This window comes from Brevundimonas sp. UBA7506 (assembly GCF_002479495.1).
Lineage (GTDB): Bacteria > Pseudomonadota > Alphaproteobacteria > Caulobacterales > Caulobacteraceae > Brevundimonas.
Genome location: NZ_DLNQ01000005.1, coordinates 72965 through 90552, shown reverse-complemented (window position 1 = coordinate 90552; position 17588 = coordinate 72965). Strand labels below are relative to the sequence as shown.

Genomic DNA, 17588 nt, shown 5'->3' with positions numbered 1-17588 from the left:
TTTGCTTGCATAATCGTATAAGGATATCTTTATACGACCTCATGACACTGACTGCTGACCAGACTGTCGAGGCCCTGCGCGCCGCGGGCGAACCGACCCGTTTACGCGTGCTGTCGCTGCTGGCCGCCGAGGAGTTGTCGGTCATGGAGCTGTCGCGGGTTCTGGACCAGAGCCAGCCGCGCGTGTCGCGTCACCTGAAGCTGATGGCCGACGCCGGGCTGATCGAGCGATTCCCCGACGGAGCGCGGGTCTTCTACCGCCTGTCGCACGACGCCCTGTCGCGGCGGCTGATCGACACGGTGCTGGACCTGCTGGATGACGCCGAGGGCGAGGCCGACCATCGCCGCCTGGACGAGGTGCGCAAGGAGCGCGCCATCGACGCCGCCCGCTATTTCGAACAGGTCGCACCCCAGTGGGACCAGATGCGCAGCCTCTATGTTTGCGAAAGCGCGGTCGAAACCGCCGTCGAGCAGGCGGCGGGTCCCGGCCCGTTCGAGCGCGTCGTCGATCTGGGCACCGGCTCGGGTCGGATGCTGACCCTGTTCGGCAAGAAGGCGAAGATGTCAGTCGGGCTCGACCTCAGCCAGAACATGCTCAACATCGCCCGCGCCAATGTCGCCAAGGCCGGGCTGGACAAGGTCGAGCTGCGCCACGGCGACATCTTCTCGACCCGCCTGCCGCTCGGCAGCGCCGATCTGGTGATCGTGCATCAGGTTCTGCACTACCTGGCCGACCCCGCCGCCGCCGTGGCCGAGGCCGCGCGTCTGGTCATGCCCGGCGGCAAGCTGCTGATCGTCGACTTCGCCCCGCACCAGCTGGAGCAGTTGCGTGAGGCGCACCAGCATCGCCGCCTGGGCTTCGCCGACGAGGAAATCCAGGGCTGGCTGGCCGACGCGGGCCTGACCGCCGACGCCCCGGTCGCCCTGCCGCCCGACACCGAGGGCCTGACCGTTCACATCTGGACCGGCGAGCGCGCCGATGTCCCTGCTCGAAAGACCGCCTGATGGCTCCCTCCTCTCTCGCCGAAGCCCGCGCCCTGTTGCTGTCGCCGCTGGGCCCGGTCGCGCGCGCCGGCTCGAACCACAACGCCGTCAACGTCTCCTTCGAGTTCTTCCCGCCCAAGTCGGACGAGGCCGAGGCCAATCTGTGGTCCGCCATCCGCCGGCTGGAGCCGCTGAACCCCGCCTTCGTCTCGGTCACCTATGGCGCGGGCGGCTCAACGCGGGAGCGCACCCACCGCACGGTCCAGCGCATCATCAGCGAGACCACCCTGCGTCCCGCCGCCCACCTGACCTGTGTCGAGGCCAGCCGGGACGAGGTCGATGAGGTCATCGAGGGCTACAAGACCATCGGCGTCGATCACATCGTGGCCCTGCGCGGCGATCCACCGGGCGGACATGATAATTCTGGGGGCATCGGCGGCGCCTATGCCCCTCGCGCCGACGGCTACGCCAACGCCACAGAACTGTCCCGGGCCATCAGCCGCGTCGGCGGCTTCGACATTACCGTCGGCGCCTATCCAGAGAAGCACCCGGAAAGCCCGTCGATCGACCACGACATCGATGTCCTGAAAGCCAAGATCGACGCAGGCGCCACGCGCGCCGTGACCCAGTTCTTCTTCGACATCGAGGCCTTCCTGCGCTTTCGCGACCGCGTGCGGGCGGCGGGCGTGACCATCCCCCTGATCCCCGGCATCATGCCGGTGTCCAACTTCAAGGGCCTCAGCCGGATGAGCGCGGCCTGCGGAGCCTCCATCCCTGACTGGCTGGCCGCCCACTTCGACGGGCTGGACGACGACCCCGAGACCCGCAAGCTGCTGGCCGCCTCCATCGCCGCCGAGACCTGCGCGCGACTGCAGGAAGAGGGCTTCTCGGACTTCCACTTCTACACCCTGAACCGCGCCGAGCTGGTCTATGCGATCTGCCGGGTGCTGGGCGTGCGTGAAACCAAGGCTGTTGCGTAAATGACCTCCCCCCTTACCCGTCCCGAACGGATCGCAGCCCTGCACGCGGCGGCCAAGGAACGCATCCTGGTCCTCGACGGGTCGTGGGGCGTCATGATCCAGCGGCGCGGGCTGGAGGAAGCCGACTTCCGCGGCGACCGTTTCGTGGCGGCCAATGGCTATGACGAAAAGCATCAGATGAAGGGGAATAACGACATCCTCTGCATCACCCGCCCGGACATCATCTCCGACCTGCACGATCAGTATTACGGCGCGGGCGCGGATATCAGCGAAACCAACACCTTCTCCGGCACCGTGCTGGCCCAGGACGACTATCATCTGGACGCCCAGGCCGTCTGGGACATCAATCTGGAAGGCGCCAGACTGGCCCGCGCCGCCGCCGACCGCTGGACGGCGAAAGAGCCGCACAAGCCGCGCTTCGCCGCCGGCTCCATCGGTCCGCTGACCAAGATGCTGTCGATGTCGTCGGACGTGAACGATCCCGGCGCGCGCAGCGTGACCTTCGATCAGGTCTATGACGCCTATCGCCATCAGGTGAAGGCCCTGAACGAGGGCGGCATCGACCTCTATCTGATCGAAACCATCACCGACACGCTGAACTGCAAGGCCTGCATCAAGGCCATCAAGGACCTTGAGGACGAGGGCCTGCCCGCCCTGCCCATCTGGATTTCCGGCACCATCACCGACCGTTCGGGCCGGACTCTGAGCGGTCAGACCGCCGAGGCCTTCTGGAACTCCGTGCGCCACGCCAAGCCGTTCGCCGTGGGCTTCAACTGCGCCCTCGGCGCCGACCTGATGCGCCCCTTCATCGCCGAACTGAGCCGCGTGGCCGACACCCTGGTCGCCGCCTATCCCAACGCCGGCCTGCCCAACGCCATGGGCCAGTACGACGAGCAGCCGCACGAAACCGCCCACTTCATCGAGGAATGGGCCGCCTCGGGCCTGGTCAACATCGTCGGCGGCTGCTGCGGCACCACCCCCGACCACATCCGCCACGTCGCCGAAGAGGTCGCGCCGCTGAAACCGCGCGAAATCCCCGAGCGCCCTGTGGCCATGCGGCTGGCGGGACTTGAGCCGTTCGAGCTGGTGGCGTGATGCGTCCCCACCCGCTCATCCCCGCGGAGGCGGGGACCCAGTGCTTTGAAGACATCCAGAATGCTGACCGCCAGTGCGCGGCTCAAACCTGGGTCCCCGCCTCCGCGGGGATGAGCGGAGAGTTGCGTTGAGACCTGTCTTCATCAACGTCGGCGAGCGGACCAATGTCACCGGCTCGGCCAAGTTCCGCAAACTGGTGGTGGACGGCGACTACGCCGCCGCCCTCGACGTCGCCCGTCAGCAGGTCGAGGCGGGCGCCCAGATCATCGACATCAACATGGACGAAGGGCTGCTGGACGGCGCCGTCGCCATGCGCACCTTCCTCAACCTGATCGCCGCCGAGCCCGATATCGCGCGCGTCCCGGTCATGATCGACAGCTCCAAGTGGGAGGTTATCGAGGCCGGCCTGAAGTGTGTTCAGGGCAAGCCGATCGTCAACTCGATCAGCATGAAGGAGGGCGAAGCCGCCTTCCGCGAACACGCGATCAAATGCCTGCGCTACGGCGCCGCCGTCGTGGTCATGGCCTTTGACGAGGTGGGCCAGGCCGACACCGCCGCGCGCAAGGTCGAGATCTGCACCCGCGCCTACAACATTCTGGTCAACGAGGTCGGCTTCCCGCCCGAGGACATCATCTTCGACCCCAATATCTTCGCCGTGGCGACGGGGATCGAGGAGCACGACAACTACGCCGTCGACTTCATCGAGGCGACGAAGGTCATCAAGACCACCCTGCCCTACGCCCGCGTCTCGGGCGGGGTGTCGAACGTCTCGTTCAGCTTCCGCGGCAACGAGCCGGTGCGCCGGGCGATCCACAGCGTCTTCCTGTACCACGCCATCAACGCCGGCATGGACATGGGCATCGTCAACGCCGGCGACCTGCCCGTCTATGACGACATCGACCCGGTTCTGCGTGAGGCGGTCGAGGACGTGATCCTGAACCGGCCGCAGCGGACCAATGTGTCCAACACCGAGCGGCTGGTGGACATGGCGCCCAACTACAAGGGCGAGAAGGGCGCGGCCCGCGTCGTCGACCTGACCTGGCGCGAGCAGCCCGTCGCAGCCCGTATCGCCCACGCCCTGGTCCACGGCATCACCGAGTTCATCGAGGCCGACACCGAAGAGGCCCGCCTGGCCTCCGAACGTCCCCTGCACGTCATCGAAGGCCCGCTGATGGACGGGATGAACGTGGTCGGCGACCTGTTCGGCTCGGGCAAGATGTTCCTGCCGCAGGTGGTGAAGTCCGCCCGCGTGATGAAGCAGGCCGTGGCCTGGCTGGAACCCTTCATGGAGGCCGAAAAGGCCGGCAAGCCGCGCGAACAGGCGGGCCGCATCCTGATGGCCACGGTCAAGGGCGACGTCCACGACATCGGCAAGAACATTGTCGGCGTCGTGCTCCAATGTAACAACTACGAGGTCATCGACCTGGGCGTCATGGTCCCGGCCGACCGCATCCTGGACGCCGCCATCGAGCACGAGGTCGATATCATCGGCCTGTCCGGCCTCATCACCCCGTCGCTGGACGAGATGGTCTTCGTCGCCCGCGAAATGGAGCGACGCGGCTTTGACATTCCCCTGCTGATCGGCGGGGCCACGACCAGCCGCACCCATACGGCGGTCAAGATCGAGCCGGGCTATCGCAAGGGCTCAACCACCTATGTCATCGACGCCAGCCGCGCCGTCGGCGTGGTCTCGGGTTTGCTGTCGCCGACCGAAAAGGCCAATAACGAAGCCGCCACCCGCGACGAATACATCCGCATCCGCGAGCAGTACGCCCGAGGCCAGGAGGTCAAGGCCCGCGCCACGCTGCAGCAGGCGCGCGAGAACCGCTTCAACGTCGATCCCGCCGCCCCCATGCCCGGCAAGCCCTCCTTCCTCGGCGTGCGTTCGTTCGACGCCTGGGACCTGCAGGATCTGGCCGACCACATCGACTGGACCCCCTTCTTCGCCAGCTGGGAGTTGATCGGCCGCTATCCGCTGATCCTCGAGGACGAGATCGTTGGCGAGGCGGCCCAGGACCTGTTCCACGACGCCCAGGCCATGCTGAAGCGGATCATCGACGAGAAGTGGTTCACGGCGAAGGGCGTGGTCGGTTTCTGGCCCGCTCAGGCCGTCGGCGACGACATCGCCGTCTATGCCAATGAGGACCGCGACGAAGAGATCGCCCGCTTCCACACCCTGCGCCAGCAGATCAAGAAGTCGAACGGCAAGCCCAACCTGGCCCTGTCGGATTTCATCGCGGAAGAAGTCCAGGACTACATCGGCGCCTTCGCCGTCACGGCGGGCCACGGCGAACTGGAAGTCGCCAGGAAGTTCAAGGACGCCGGCGACGACTACTCCTCGATCATGGCCACAGCCCTGGCCGACCGCCTGGCCGAAGCCTTCGCCGAAGCCCTGCACAAGAAGGTGCGGACCGAACTGTGGGGTTATGCGCCCGACGAAGCGACCTCGGTGCAAGACCTGATCGAAGAGAAGTACCAGGGCATTCGCCCTGCCCCCGGCTACCCGGCCCAGCCCGACCACACGGAAAAGGCCACCCTGTTCCGCCTGCTCGACGCGGGTGCCAACGCCGGCATGGCCCTGACCGAAAGCTACGCCATGACGCCCCCGGCCTCGGTCAGCGGCCTCTACTTCGGCCATCCGGGCAGCCACTACTTCGGCGTCGGCAAGATCGACCGCGATCAGATCGAGGACTACGCGGCCCGCAAGGGCTGGGACGCGGAAACCGCCGAACGCTGGCTGGCCTCCATCCTCAACTACGATCCAAGTACAGCGGCGCGTGAGACGGCGGCCTAGCCCATTCTCGACCACATCACCGCACGGAGCGTCAGCTGTCGTCCCATCTGACGCCGGGCGCGCGCAACCGAATTCAAAAAAGGGCGGCGAACCGAAGTTCGCCGCCCTGATCAGACTACCTCAAACTTAGAAGCGGTAGCGCAGACCGAAGCGAAGCGTACGCGGAGCCTGGTAGCTGCGCGCCATGCCGAAATAAGGCGCACGAGCATTCGGGGCATTGCTGCCGGTGCGGACCAGACCCTGCTCCACGACTCGCGTGACTTCGTCATTGTCAAAGACGTTGAAGATGTCGACCGAGGCCGTCAGAGCGCCCTTCGTCTCGTCCTGGAGCAGGTTGAAGTTCATGCTCAGGTCAAGCTGATAGGTCCAGGGCGTTTCCCCTTGCGAACCGCGCGGCGTAGAAATGACGGCATTGTTCGCGCCAATCGGGCAGTACCAACCCGACGGGGTCCCGACTTGAGGCGACAGCGGATCGACCGACACCGGCACACGGCCCAAGCAGCCATAATAACGGCCCGACTGTGCCGTGAAGTTGGCACCGATGTTGAAGAAGTCGTTCGGCGCATAGGAACCGAACAGCTTGATCGTGTGGGCGTGATGGTTCGGCAGATAGCCATAGGCGCCCAACGAGTTGGCCGCGTGGTCGTAGTCCTGGGTGATCGACGTATCAGTCTGACCGATGTCGGACTTCACAGCGCCTTCGTAGTTACCCTTGGACTCGGCCAAGGTGTACGATCCTTGGAGCCCCCAAGTACCGTCAAACGGACGCTGGAAGGTGAACTCCAAAGCCTGATACTTGCGCTCAACTTCCGGCAGCGACAAATCCGCCGCCGTCAGATTGATCTGCTGAGGATTGTAGGCTGGATTCGCCGCCCCATTGGCCAGCGTACGCGTATCGCCCTGAAGGTCGATGAAGACCGAAGCTCCATCGCCCGGGTTCACCAGCACATAGGGGAACAGCGAAGCGAAATCAGCATCGCCCGGTCCGGACTGGCCGCAGGCCGTATTGGTGCGGATGCAATAGCGGACGATGGCGTCACCGATCGCCGTGTCCTCGATCGCTTCTTCCAGGTTGCGGTTGACATAACGAACGCCTGCAGACCAGTCGGCGAACATGCCGTCCACGAAGCTGTGTTCGTAGCCAAGCACAAACTCGCGCTCATACATCGGCTTCAGGTCGGCTTCGGCGACCGTGCGCGGATCCGGAGCGCCCGGAGGGCTGAGGTAGTCGATCTGACGGCGCGTACCGAGAACCGGGTAGTTGCCGTTCAGGGTCAGAGAGCCATTCGGATTGCGAGTCGCATCAAAGAACTCGTCCGTATAGACTTCACCCGAGGAAGCACGAATGGACGTATTGGTCGCGATCGGCAGATAGTAATCACCGAACGAACCATAGATACGATTCACGCCATCACTGAGCGGGTCCCAGTTGAAGCCAAGACGCGGAGCCCATTGGTCGTCGACCTTGATATAGCTCTCGCCATCGACGTTCTTGTAATCGTATTGGTCGTTGCGGACACCCAACTGCAGCGTCAGGTTGGGCAGAATGTCCCACGAGTCCTGAACATACAGCGCGGTCTGCTCAGCCGTGAAGCGGCCGTTGTTGGCGAAGGTCAGCACTTCGACGCAACCGGCAGCGGGCGTACCGGCCGGGCAATCAGCCTGATCCAGCGCATAGTAGAGAGCCCCGCCCGAATAGGCGCTGCGCGCCGTGGACGTCAGATCTTCCTTGTCATATCCCACACGGAGATGGTGCTCGCCAAGCAGGTTGACGTAGAAGTCGGCATCCACACGATAGGTCTTGCGGATATCCTCGCCTTCCAGATTGTAGGGGCCAGCATGAATACCTGACGTAATATAGCCCCCACCATTCGCCACATAGTCGCGAATGCCCGGAATGTTGATTGGATCACCATAATCCAGTTGAGAATTTTCTTGACGACCAAACAGCGCCGACAAGGTGAACCAATCGGTGAAAACGCCCGTGTACTTGTAAATCTGCGTCAGACCGCCGGCATCGGCGTAGATCGGCGCAGTTTCGCGCAGGTATGCATCGGTGGTGGCGTCAAACGTCTTGGTGACAGTGGTGGTGGTCGTTTCGTCGTTGATAAGCGTTGCTTCAAGACGATGCTGCGGGTTCAAAACAAAGTCCAGCTTCACCGCCCAGCGGGGATCGTCATAAGACGCATAGCTCTGGGTTCGCGTTGCGCCGGCAACGCCATCCGGGTTCGCGGCGCTGTACGCATATGTCCGCGAACGAGCGCCGGCCGTTTCGACATCACGAATGTTGTAGACGCCGAACAGGAAGAGATGATCTTTCCAGAGCGGACCGCCGATATAGGCGGTATAGTCCTTCACATCGCTCTCAGAATACTGGTTGAAGTTCTGAATGCCAGCGGCGTTGTTGCCGCCAGCCTGGTAGGAAACGCCTCGCGAGCTACGCAGACCGTTCGGAGTCCAATAGGTGCTGACCCCCCCGGTCCACTCATTGCTGCCAGAGCGGGTCACGATGTTGACGACGCCGCCGGTAGCGCGGCCGTACTCAGCTTGATAGCCGCCCGTCTTGGTGTCGATCGTCTGGATAAAATCAAACGGAAGTTCGCCGTAACCGAGGAAGCTGCGCTGATCGGTGACGTTCAGACCGTTAATATAATAGACGCTTTCAGCAGCCGAAGTGCCCGACAGCGAAACCAGCGACTGGTTGCGGCGCGAACTCGCCGCGATCGTGGCATCGGGGGCGCTGGCTCCCGGAGTGAACAGGGTCACAGCATTGATGCTGCGGCCGGTAGGCACCCGATCAGCGAATTCCTGCACATCAACGCTCAGGCCGGTATCGGTGCGGCTGAAGTCCTGCGTCTTGCGTGCGCCAGTGACGATCACGTCACCCACGGTCGTCGCTCCGCCCGCGTTGGCCACGGTAAAGGCATAGCTGCTGCCGCCCGGCGACACCGACACGCGATCGGTGGCCGAGCCAGCGGAGGATGAAATGCTGACCTCATACGAGCCGACAGCCAGAGCCGGCAGGCGGAATGAGCCGTTGGCGTCGGTCGTCGTCGTCCGCACAGTTCCCTGAGCCGACGTGGTGGTGACCGTGGCCCCCGCCACCCGCGCGCCAGAAGCATCCGAGACCGTGCCGGTCAGAACGCCGCTGGTGTAATCCTGTGCGGATGCAACTGTGGGCGCTGCGAGCGTCCCGACCGATACAGCCGTCAACGCCATGAGCGCCGTGCCGCCAATCATAGTAGACTGAAGCAGACGCTGCCGAATGTTTCTAATCTTCAAGATATCCTCCTCTGGAAGCATCCAATAAGCCGCTACCCGCCCTATCAGGGAAAGTTCATGGGCATCTGCAGCCGGGCCGGTCACCCCTCACGCTCCCTAAAGACCCATGTTAGCGGGACGCTGAAAGCGCCGCATGGAAATTTCTGCTTCGTCGCACGATGTGTGTCATATCGTCACATCCTCGCCACACTATTACTTAACGTGCTGATTTTTAGCCACATTGAGCAAAGAAAGTTGCAATGCACCCCCTAGATGAAGCCACATTTGTCGCCGGCCAGATCGACTTCAATGACCTCGCGGAAGCCGCAAGGGCCAATGTGAAGGTCGTGGTCAGCCATCGAACTCAAGGCGAAGACCCAAATCAGCCCACGTCTGCGGAAATGGCGGAGATGACCGCCAAGGCCGGCATGCGCTACTTGGAAATTCCAGTCTCGGGCCTTCCGGATCAGGCCGCTGTTCTTCGCACGCTTGAAGCTATGAACAGCCTGTCTCCGGGAGAACGCATCCTTCTCTTTTGCCGGTCAGGCATGAGATCCACCGCCGCCTGGGCCATGGCCGAGCGTCTGCGGGGCGCGAATGCGGATGATCTGCGAGCGACGGCGCTGGCCGCGGGCTACGACCTGAGCCGCCTGCCGCTTTAGCGGACGGCGGCCCGCGCCGCATAGGGCGTCGCGGGTTCCGGCGTACATGAGGCGACGATCCACTGCGTCGTCGCAAGACACAGCAAGGCGGCGATCACGGCCGGAAGCCGATTTGAGACAGGAAAAGCAGCAGTTCGGATCACGGCGACGGCTCCTGAATGGATTACAAGCGTTGAACGCAAGGTCGGCGCCACGTCGGCCCCCGCTGCACGCCGAGGACGCCCGCCCGTGATCCCCTATGTCCGACAGTTCGACTTCACCTACGGCCATCGTGCTCAGGTGTCGCCGCTGATCCAGCGGGTCATCGCCGACAATCCGGGACCGTTCACCTTCACCGGAACAGGGACCTATATCGTCGGGCGCGACATGCCGGGTGCGAGTGTGGCGGTGATCGACCCCGGCCCCGAAGACGAGGCTCACCTGCACGCCCTGTTGCGCGCAGTGAAGGGGCGGACCGTCAGCCATATCCTGGTGACCCACACCCATCGCGACCACGCCCCCCTGTCGCGCGCCCTGGCCGAGGCGGTCGGCGGCGCGCCGATCCTGGCGGCGGCGCCGCAAGGGCCGACCATCCACGCCTCGGACGCCATGGATGAGGCCTCGATGGACGAGGACGACGATGCGAACTTCAGGGCGGACGTCATCCTGAGCGACGGCGACAGAATCGAAGGCGACGGCTGGACCCTCGAGGCCATGGCCACCCCCGGCCATGCCTCCAACCACATGGCCTTTATCCTGCGCGAGGAGAACGCCCTGTTCAGCGGCGACCACGTCATGGGCTGGTCCACCACCGTCGTCGCCCCGCCGGACGGCGACATGGCCGCCTATATGGCCAGTCTTGACCGGGTGCTGGCGCGCGGCTTCTCGACCATCTGGCCGACGCATGGGCCCGCCATCACTCAGGTCGCGCCCTTCCTGAAGGCCTATCGCGACCATCGGCTGGAGCGCGAGGCGCAGATCATGGCGCGGCTGGCGGCGGGCGACGAGACGATCGCCCAAATGGTCCCGGCCCTCTATGCCGCCGTCGATCAGCGGCTGTGGCCGGCCGCCAGCCTGTCGGTGCTGTCACACCTGATCAAGCTGTTGAAGGAAGGCCGCGCCGCGGCCACGCCGGGACCGACGCTGGCCGCCAGCTACAGCCTGACCGCCGACTAGGGCTGCAGACCGTCCGTAATGGCGCGGGCCAGTCGGCAAGCCTCGTCGCCGACCGCCACGCCCTCTCGTTGGGCCACGCGCACGTCAGTGCGGCCCGGACGAATGCGAATGGCGGCGTCATGGGTCAGGCCGAACCAGAAGCCTTCCCTGGAGCCGTCCGCCCTGAAAGCCGCCGCGCCGCGAGGCGTGAATCCCGCCGCCTCCAGCGCCGCCGCCGCCGTTTCGGGCGCCACCTGGCGCGGAACGGAAACCAGATCAGGACAGGCGACGGATGCGGTCGCGCCCCCCTGGCCGCCGCGCATGGCCAGCACCGCACGCGAGAAGGCGGGAGGCTCGCCCGCGTCGGTGGTCACGTCATTGGCGGCCGGGACGGCGAAGCGCTGCCCCTGCACCGTGAACAGGGCCACGGCCGCGCCCGCTACGACCAGTGAAACCGCGGCGTAGAGCCCGCGGCGCCTCATGTCCTTCATCGCGACGATGACGGCGACCAAAGCCGCCGCCAGGCCGACAAAGGCCAGGATGCGTCCGATCTTCAGCGTCAACACCTCCAGGCCGAACCCGGCGCTCCACAGACCGAGCCGCGTCCCGAAAACGGCGGCCAGCACCAGCAGAGGCGCCGCGAACGCCGCCAGCGTCAGCCAGCGCAGACGGATTTCAGCCGTTCGCGCCTGCGCCCGGGATGGTTCAGCCATGCGGCCCTCCTGAAAGATCAGCCTGCGGTCGGCAGACGATAATCCTTCATCTGCTCGCGCAGCAGCTTCTTGTCGATCTTGCCGGTGGCGCCCAGCGGAATATCGGCCAGGAAGACCACGTCGTCCGGCATCCACCACTTGGCGATCTTGCCGACCAGGAAGTCCAAATGCTCCTGTTTGTCCTCGGCCTCGCCCTCCTTCAGCTTGATCAGCAGGACCGGGCGCTCGTCCCATTTCGGGTGGGCCGAGCCGATGACGGCGGCCAGGGCGACCTTGGGATGGCCGACCGCCAGGTTCTCGATCTCGATGGAGCTGATCCATTCGCCGCCGGACTTGATGACGTCCTTGGCGCGGTCGGTGATCTGCATGAAGCCGTGGTCGTCGATGGTCGAGACGTCGCCGGTGTCAAAGAAGCCTTCGTTGTCCAGGATCTCGCCGCCCTCGTCGCGGAAATAGGCGCGGGCGATGGTCGGCCCCTTGATCATCAGGCGGCCATAGGTCGAGCCGTCGTGCGGCATCTCCTGACCGGCGTAGTTCTTCAGCTTCAGCTCGACGCCCAGCGGCGGCGTGCCCTGCTTGACGCGCCACTTCAGCTGCTCCTCGAACGGCAGGGCCGCCAGTTCCGGCGTCATGTTCGACAGGGTGCCGATGGGCGAGGTCTCGGTCATGCCCCAGCCCTGCAACACCTCGACGCCGAACTCGTCGTGGAAGGCGCGGATCATGCTCTCCGGCACGGCGGCGCCGCCGATCAGCACGCGCTTGACCGTCGAGAGCTTCAGATTGTTCTCGCGCAGGTGGTTCAGCAGCCCCTGCCAGACGGTCGGCACGGCGGCCGAGAAGGTGACGCCTTCGGTCTCCAGCAGTTCATAGATGGCCGGGCCGTCCATGCGCGCGCCCGGCATGACCAGCTTGGACCCTGCCGCCGGCCCGCCGAAGGCGATGCCCCAGGCATTGGCGTGGAACATGGGCACCACCGGCAGGATGACTTCCTTGGGCGTGGCGCCCAGGACCGTCGATTGCAGACCCAGCAGGGTGTGGATGAAGTTCGAGCGGTGCGAATAGAGGACGCCCTTGGGGTTCCCCGTCGTGCCCGAGGTGTAGCACAGGCCGCAGGCGGTCTGCTCGTCGAAGCCGCCCCACTCGATGTCTTCCGAGGATTGCTCCAGCACGGTCTCATAGCACTCGACCACCGGCAGCTTGGTCTGCGGCATGTGATCGCGGTCGGTCATGACGACGACGCGCTCGACCGAAGGACAGTGCGGCAGGATGGCGTCCAGCAGCGGCACGAAGGTCAGGTCGACGAAGATGATCCGGTCGCCGGCGTGGTTGATGATATAGACCAGCTGCTCCGGGAACAGGCGCGGGTTCAGGGTGTGGCACACCGCGCCGATGCCCATGATGCCGTACCAGGTCTCGATGTGGTCGCCGGTGTTCCAGGCCAGGGTGGCGATCCGGTCGCCAGGCTGCACGCCCCAGGCCTTCAGGGCGTTCGACACCCGCTTGGCCCGACCGTGGATGGCTCCATAGGTGGTGCGCTCGATCGGCCCCTCGACGGATCGCGTCACGACCTCGCGGTTCGGGTGCCAATTCTTCGCGTGATCGAGAATCTTGTCGACCGTCAGCGGCCAGTCCTGCATCAAACCCAGCATCGCATTCCCTCGTCTCGCACCCTCTAGAACGTGGCGCTTTGCAGCGACGCTATCTAGGTGAACAGCGATAAGCAACGTGCCGTTAGGGAAACAAAGTCGCAGTTTCTATCGACGGTTTGCCAAACCCGACGGCTGATCTCGCGCCTTGGCCGCCGCCGCGCGTCTGACGATCTTTCTTCGGCGAACGCGCTTCTCCTCGCTTCTGCGGCCCTGGCCTGTCGTCAATCGCGCGCGATCCGCCTAAAAGCCGCCGGAACGCACGGAGACCCCCATGACCATCCTCATCGCCATCACTGGAGGCTCAGGCTCCGGCAAGAGCACACTGGCCGAAGCCTTGGTCGCCTCCCTGCCCGCCGGCGTAGCCGTGCTGATGCGCGAAGACTCCTATTATCTGGACGCCGCCAGCGTGCCGGGCTTTGACGCCGAGACTCATGATTTCGACGATGTCGCCGCTCGCGACCACGACCTGCTGTTCCAGCACCTGAAGGAGTTGAAGGCCGGCCGTCCCGTCGTCGCCCCCCTCTATTCCTTCATCCACCACGGCCGCGATCCGGGCGGCGAACCCATCCCGGCGGCCGAAGTGGTGATTCTGGAAGGCACCCACGTGCTGTGCGACCCGGCTCTGACCGCCCTGTTCGACATCAAGGTCTTTGTCGACACCCCCGCCGACATCCGCTTCATCCGCCGACTGCTGCGCGACCAGACCGAGCGCGGCCGCACCGCCGAATCCGTCATTCACCAGTACCTGCTGACGGTGCGGCCCGGGCACGAGCGCCATACGGAACCTTCGCGCACCCACGCCGATTTCATCGTCGCTGACGCTACGGCGGCCGTACGGCTGGAAGATCCGCAGGCGGTCATTCGCCTCGCCGCTCCGGTTCTCGCCCACCCGCTCCTAGCGGCTTGGCATCATTAATTGATTTCGATTCGCAGAACTTCGTTACCTGTTGCAATCGTGGCATTTTAAAGGCACGTTATCCATAGTCCTTACGGGTATGTAACGATGACTGCTTTGGCCCAAGATCTCGATGATCCTCGACGCGCCGCCATTGTGCGCCAGGCCCGATTGCACTTCATCAACGAAGGCTACGCTGGCACGCGAATGGAGCCGATCGCTCGGGAATCCGGCGTCTCGACGGCCACCCTCTATGCCTTTTTCGACAGCAAGGCGGTGCTCTTCGAAGCGGTGATCAACGACGCTTCGGAGGACTTCGCCCGCCACATGGGCGCCGTGCCCATCGTCAGCGGCACGCCGCGCGAGCGGCTGGCGGCCTTCATGAGCGCCTATGCGGAGTTCATGAGCGACACCTTCGTTCGCTCCGTGTTTCGACTGGTGCTGGCGGAACGCCCGCGCTTCGAAGCCATCGCCATGCATTTCTTCGAGCGGGGACGAAACGACTTCGGCGCCGTCCTGATCGGAATGCTCATGGAAATGACCGCCGATGGCCAGATGAAGGTCGACAAGCCTTCATGGGCGGCGGGGCAGTTGATGGGGATGATCGAACACCCCGTCTTCTTCGTCCCGCTGGTCACGGGCGACGACGTCGTCGCTGAACGTGCGCCGCGCGCGATCGCCGAGGACGCAGTCGAAACCTTCCTCGCCCGCTACGCCGTCTAGAGCCCCTTACGGCCAGAGGCGCGTCCGGCGCCAGGCCTCGCCTTCGCGGTCAAACCGCAACCGATCGTGCAGTCGGAAAGCTCGATCGCGCCAGAACTCGATCTGCTGCGGCACGACTCGCCAGCCCGTCCAGCGATCCGGGCGCAGCACTTCCTGCCCGTCAAAGCTCGCCGTCTTTTCAGCCACGCGCGCTTCCAGCATCGCCCGACTGGCCAGCGGCCGCGACTGATCCGAGGCCCAGGCGCCGATACGGCTCTCGCGCGCACGGCTCGCGAAATAGGTGTCGGCCTCGGCCACACTGACCTGCTCGACAACACCACGCACGCGCACCTGCCGGCGCAGGCTCTTCCAGTGGAAGACCAGGGCCGCCGACGGATGGGCCCACAGCTGCTCGCCCTTGGCGCTTTCCTGGTTTGAGAAGAAGGTGAAGCCGCGCCCGTCCACATCCTTCAGCAGGACGATCCGCGCATCCGGCATTCCCTCGGCGTCGATCGTCGCCAGGGTCATGGCGTTGGCGTCGTTCGGCTCGGACGACTTGGCCGCCTCCAGCCACTCGGCGAACAGGCCATAGGGCTCGACTTGTTCGAACATGGTCTCGTCCGCATTGGCCGCCAGTTGCGCGGCGTAGTCCTGAACAGACGGGCTGGGCGGGATCAGGGGCTGGGTCATGCATGATTCTCTACACCCGCATTTCCCCTACGTCATCAGCCGTAGACTAAGGCGGGACACCAAGCTTCACCATAAACTGAAATTCTCGTTTCAATCGACAAGGTTAACCCAGTCTTGACCATATTGGCCCGAGGCTGGTCGCCATGTGCGCGGACGCCCTTACCCCTGAACACGCCCGGTCGCTGCTGGGCCTGACCGGGCCTGTCGGTCCTGAAGGCCTGACCGCCGCCTTCCGCACGGCGGTCAAGGCCGCGCGTCCCGACATGCTCGGCGGCGACGCCGACAGGTTCCGCCGCGTCATCGCCGCCTATCGCCTCTTGCAGGCCCAGACCCTGGCCCTGCCCGCCCCCGCATCGCACGCCAAATCGGCGCCCTTCACGCCGCCGCCCGCCCCAGCGCCCCTGCTGACCTTGACGCCGATGCAGGCGATCAGCGGCGGCTGCGTCCGCGTGGTCGTCGGATCTCGCACCCTGCTGATCCACGCGCCGCCGGGCGTCCGCAGCGGCGACACGATCCGGCTGAAGCGCGGCGCCGCGAACGGCGGCGACCTTCTGCTGCCTGCCCTGATCCGGCCCGCCGACGGCCTGTCGGTCCTGGGCGGCGACCTGTTCATGACCTGGGCCGTGCCGCAGCGGATGATGGACGACGGCGGCCGCATAGAGATCATGACCCACGCCGGTCTGCGCTCGTCCTGGCTGGTGCCCGACATGGTCGAGCCGGTGCGTCTGCGCCTGAAAGGCCTGGGCCTGCCCGCGCGTGGAAGCCGCCCCGCCGGCGACCTGTTCGTCAAGCTGGAGGCGTCCGCCGACCTGCCCTCGGCGGCCGAAGACCTGCTGCTTCGCTTCACGCGGGTCTGGACGCCGGAGCGCATCGCGGCCTAAGCCGTATTCCATGTCGCACAACACCTTCGGTCATCTGTTCCGCGTCACCACCTGGGGCGAAAGCCACGGCCCGGCCATCGGCTGCGTCGTCGACGGCTGCCCGCCGCTGATCCCGCTGACCGAGGCCGACATCCAGCCCCTGCTGGACCTACGCAAGCCCGGCGGCAGCCGCTTCGTCACCCAGCGGCAGGAGGCCGATCAGGTCCGCATCCTGTCCGGCGTCTTCGACGACGGAAACGGCCCCGTCACCACCGGCACGCCGATCAGTCTGATGATCGAGAACACCGACCAGCGCTCCAAGGACTATGGCGAGATCGCCCGCGCCTTTCGCCCCGGCCATGCCGACTACGCCTATCAAGCCAAGTACGGCGTGCGCGACCACCGCGGCGGCGGACGCTCCTCTGCCCGCGAAACGGCCAGCCGCGTCGCCGCAGGCGCCGTGGCGAGAAAAGTTCTGGGCGAGAACGTCCGCATCCGCGCCGGCGTGGTCCAACTCGGCCCGCACCGCATCGCCGACGACGCCCTCGACTTCGACGCCGTCTATGACAACGCCCTGTTCGCCGCCTCGGCGGACGTGGTCCCGGCCTGGGAGGAATATCTGGACGGCGTGCGCAAGGCCGGCTCCTCCATCGGCGCCGTCGTGGCGCTGGAGGTCACGGGCGTGCCCGCCGGTTGGGGCGCGCCGCTCTACGCCAAGCTGGACGCCGAACTGGCCTCGGGTCTGATGTCCATCAACGCGGTCAAGGGCGTCGAGATCGGCGCGGGCTTCGGCGCCGCCGAACTGACGGGCGAGGACAACGCTGACGAAATGCGCCTGGGCGACGACGGCCTGCCGGTCTTCCTGTCGAACAAGGCGGGCGGGGTTCTGGGCGGCATCTCGACCGGCCAGCCGCTGACGGCGCGCGTGGCCTTCAAGCCCACCTCCTCCATCCTGACCCTGCGCCAGACCATCAACCGCGACGGCGCCGAGGTCGACCTGCGCACCAAGGGCCGCCACGACCCCTGCGTCGCGCTGCGCGGCGTCCCGGTGGTCGAGGCCATGGCCGCCATCGTCCTGGCCGACGCCATGCTCCGCCACCGTGCGCAGGTGGGGTAACACCCCCTCTCTTCCGTCATCCCGGCCGAAGCGCAGCGCAGAGCCGGGACCGC

14 protein-coding genes are annotated in these 17588 nt (G+C 65.4%); 10 read left to right on the top strand and 4 right to left on the bottom strand.

What is annotated here, in order from left to right:
• Positions 1-41 precede the first annotated feature (41 nt).
• The 4 genes from B3K53_RS02200 to metH all read left to right on the top strand — a co-directional run bounded on the left by B3K53_RS02200 (position 42) and on the right by metH (position 5852).
• On the top strand, positions 42-1004 hold the full coding sequence (locus B3K53_RS02200; protein ID WP_292082443.1) for an ArsR/SmtB family transcription factor: 963 nt from the start codon (positions 42-44) through the stop codon (positions 1002-1004).
• The gene (metF, locus tag B3K53_RS02195) at positions 1004-1963 is read left to right on the top strand and encodes a methylenetetrahydrofolate reductase [NAD(P)H] (protein ID WP_292082442.1); all 960 of its coding nucleotides are present in this window, start codon (positions 1004-1006) and stop codon (positions 1961-1963) included. Before B3K53_RS02200 ends, metF begins: the two co-directional genes overlap by 1 nt.
• Positions 1964-3058: a homocysteine S-methyltransferase family protein gene (locus B3K53_RS02190; RefSeq protein ID WP_292082441.1), complete on the top strand. Its 1095-nt coding sequence runs from the start codon at positions 1964-1966 to the stop codon at positions 3056-3058.
• Between the two features lie 127 nt (positions 3059-3185).
• Entirely contained in the window at positions 3186-5852 is a 2667-nt protein-coding gene (gene metH, locus B3K53_RS02185; RefSeq protein ID WP_292082440.1) for a methionine synthase, read from the top strand.
• A gap of 126 nt (positions 5853-5978) precedes the next feature.
• Here the strand turns inward: metH and B3K53_RS02180 are convergent, their stop codons facing one another.
• Positions 5979-9218, bottom strand: coding sequence for a TonB-dependent receptor (locus B3K53_RS02180; protein WP_292082439.1), 3240 nt, complete (start codon positions 9216-9218; stop codon positions 5979-5981).
• A 155-nt stretch (positions 9219-9373) separates the two neighbouring features.
• Between B3K53_RS02180 and B3K53_RS02175 the strand changes: the two genes are divergently transcribed.
• Both B3K53_RS02175 and B3K53_RS02170 read left to right on the top strand, forming a co-directional pair.
• Positions 9374-9775 (top strand): TIGR01244 family sulfur transferase, encoded by a 402-nt coding sequence (locus B3K53_RS02175; RefSeq protein ID WP_292082438.1) that lies wholly within the window; start codon positions 9374-9376, stop codon positions 9773-9775.
• Between the two features lie 228 nt (positions 9776-10003).
• Positions 10004-10930: an MBL fold metallo-hydrolase gene (locus B3K53_RS02170; protein WP_292082437.1), complete on the top strand. Its 927-nt coding sequence runs from the start codon at positions 10004-10006 to the stop codon at positions 10928-10930.
• On the opposite strand, the gene B3K53_RS02165 is transcribed toward B3K53_RS02170, so the two are convergent.
• Together B3K53_RS02165 and B3K53_RS02160 are read right to left on the bottom strand one after the other, a co-directional pair.
• Positions 10927-11622 (bottom strand): DUF1499 domain-containing protein, encoded by a 696-nt coding sequence (locus B3K53_RS02165; protein ID WP_292082436.1) that lies wholly within the window; start codon positions 11620-11622, stop codon positions 10927-10929. The two genes, B3K53_RS02170 and B3K53_RS02165, sit on opposite strands and share 4 nt — an antisense overlap.
• Positions 11623-11639: 17 nt before the next feature.
• Positions 11640-13271 (bottom strand): long-chain-fatty-acid--CoA ligase, encoded by a 1632-nt coding sequence (locus B3K53_RS02160; RefSeq protein ID WP_292082435.1) that lies wholly within the window; start codon positions 13269-13271, stop codon positions 11640-11642.
• A 271-nt stretch (positions 13272-13542) separates the two neighbouring features.
• On the opposite strand from B3K53_RS02160, the gene udk reads away from it, so the two are divergent.
• Together udk and B3K53_RS02150 are read left to right on the top strand one after the other, a co-directional pair.
• Positions 13543-14187, top strand: coding sequence for a uridine kinase (gene udk, locus B3K53_RS02155; protein ID WP_292082434.1), 645 nt, complete (start codon positions 13543-13545; stop codon positions 14185-14187).
• Between the two features lie 87 nt (positions 14188-14274).
• Positions 14275-14889 (top strand): TetR/AcrR family transcriptional regulator, encoded by a 615-nt coding sequence (locus B3K53_RS02150; RefSeq protein ID WP_292082433.1) that lies wholly within the window; start codon positions 14275-14277, stop codon positions 14887-14889.
• A gap of 6 nt (positions 14890-14895) precedes the next feature.
• On the opposite strand, the gene pdxH is transcribed toward B3K53_RS02150, so the two are convergent.
• Positions 14896-15558 (bottom strand): pyridoxamine 5'-phosphate oxidase, encoded by a 663-nt coding sequence (gene pdxH / locus B3K53_RS02145; RefSeq protein ID WP_292082432.1) that lies wholly within the window; start codon positions 15556-15558, stop codon positions 14896-14898.
• 143 nt (positions 15559-15701) lie between these two features.
• Between pdxH and B3K53_RS02140 the strand changes: the two genes are divergently transcribed.
• Both B3K53_RS02140 and aroC read left to right on the top strand, forming a co-directional pair.
• Complete coding sequence (locus B3K53_RS02140) at positions 15702-16439, top strand: DnaJ C-terminal domain-containing protein (RefSeq protein ID WP_292082431.1); 738 nt, start codon at positions 15702-15704, stop codon at positions 16437-16439.
• A 10-nt stretch (positions 16440-16449) separates the two neighbouring features.
• Entirely contained in the window at positions 16450-17535 is a 1086-nt protein-coding gene (gene aroC, locus B3K53_RS02135; RefSeq protein ID WP_292082430.1) for a chorismate synthase, read from the top strand.
• The last annotated feature ends 53 nt before the right edge of the window (positions 17536-17588 follow it).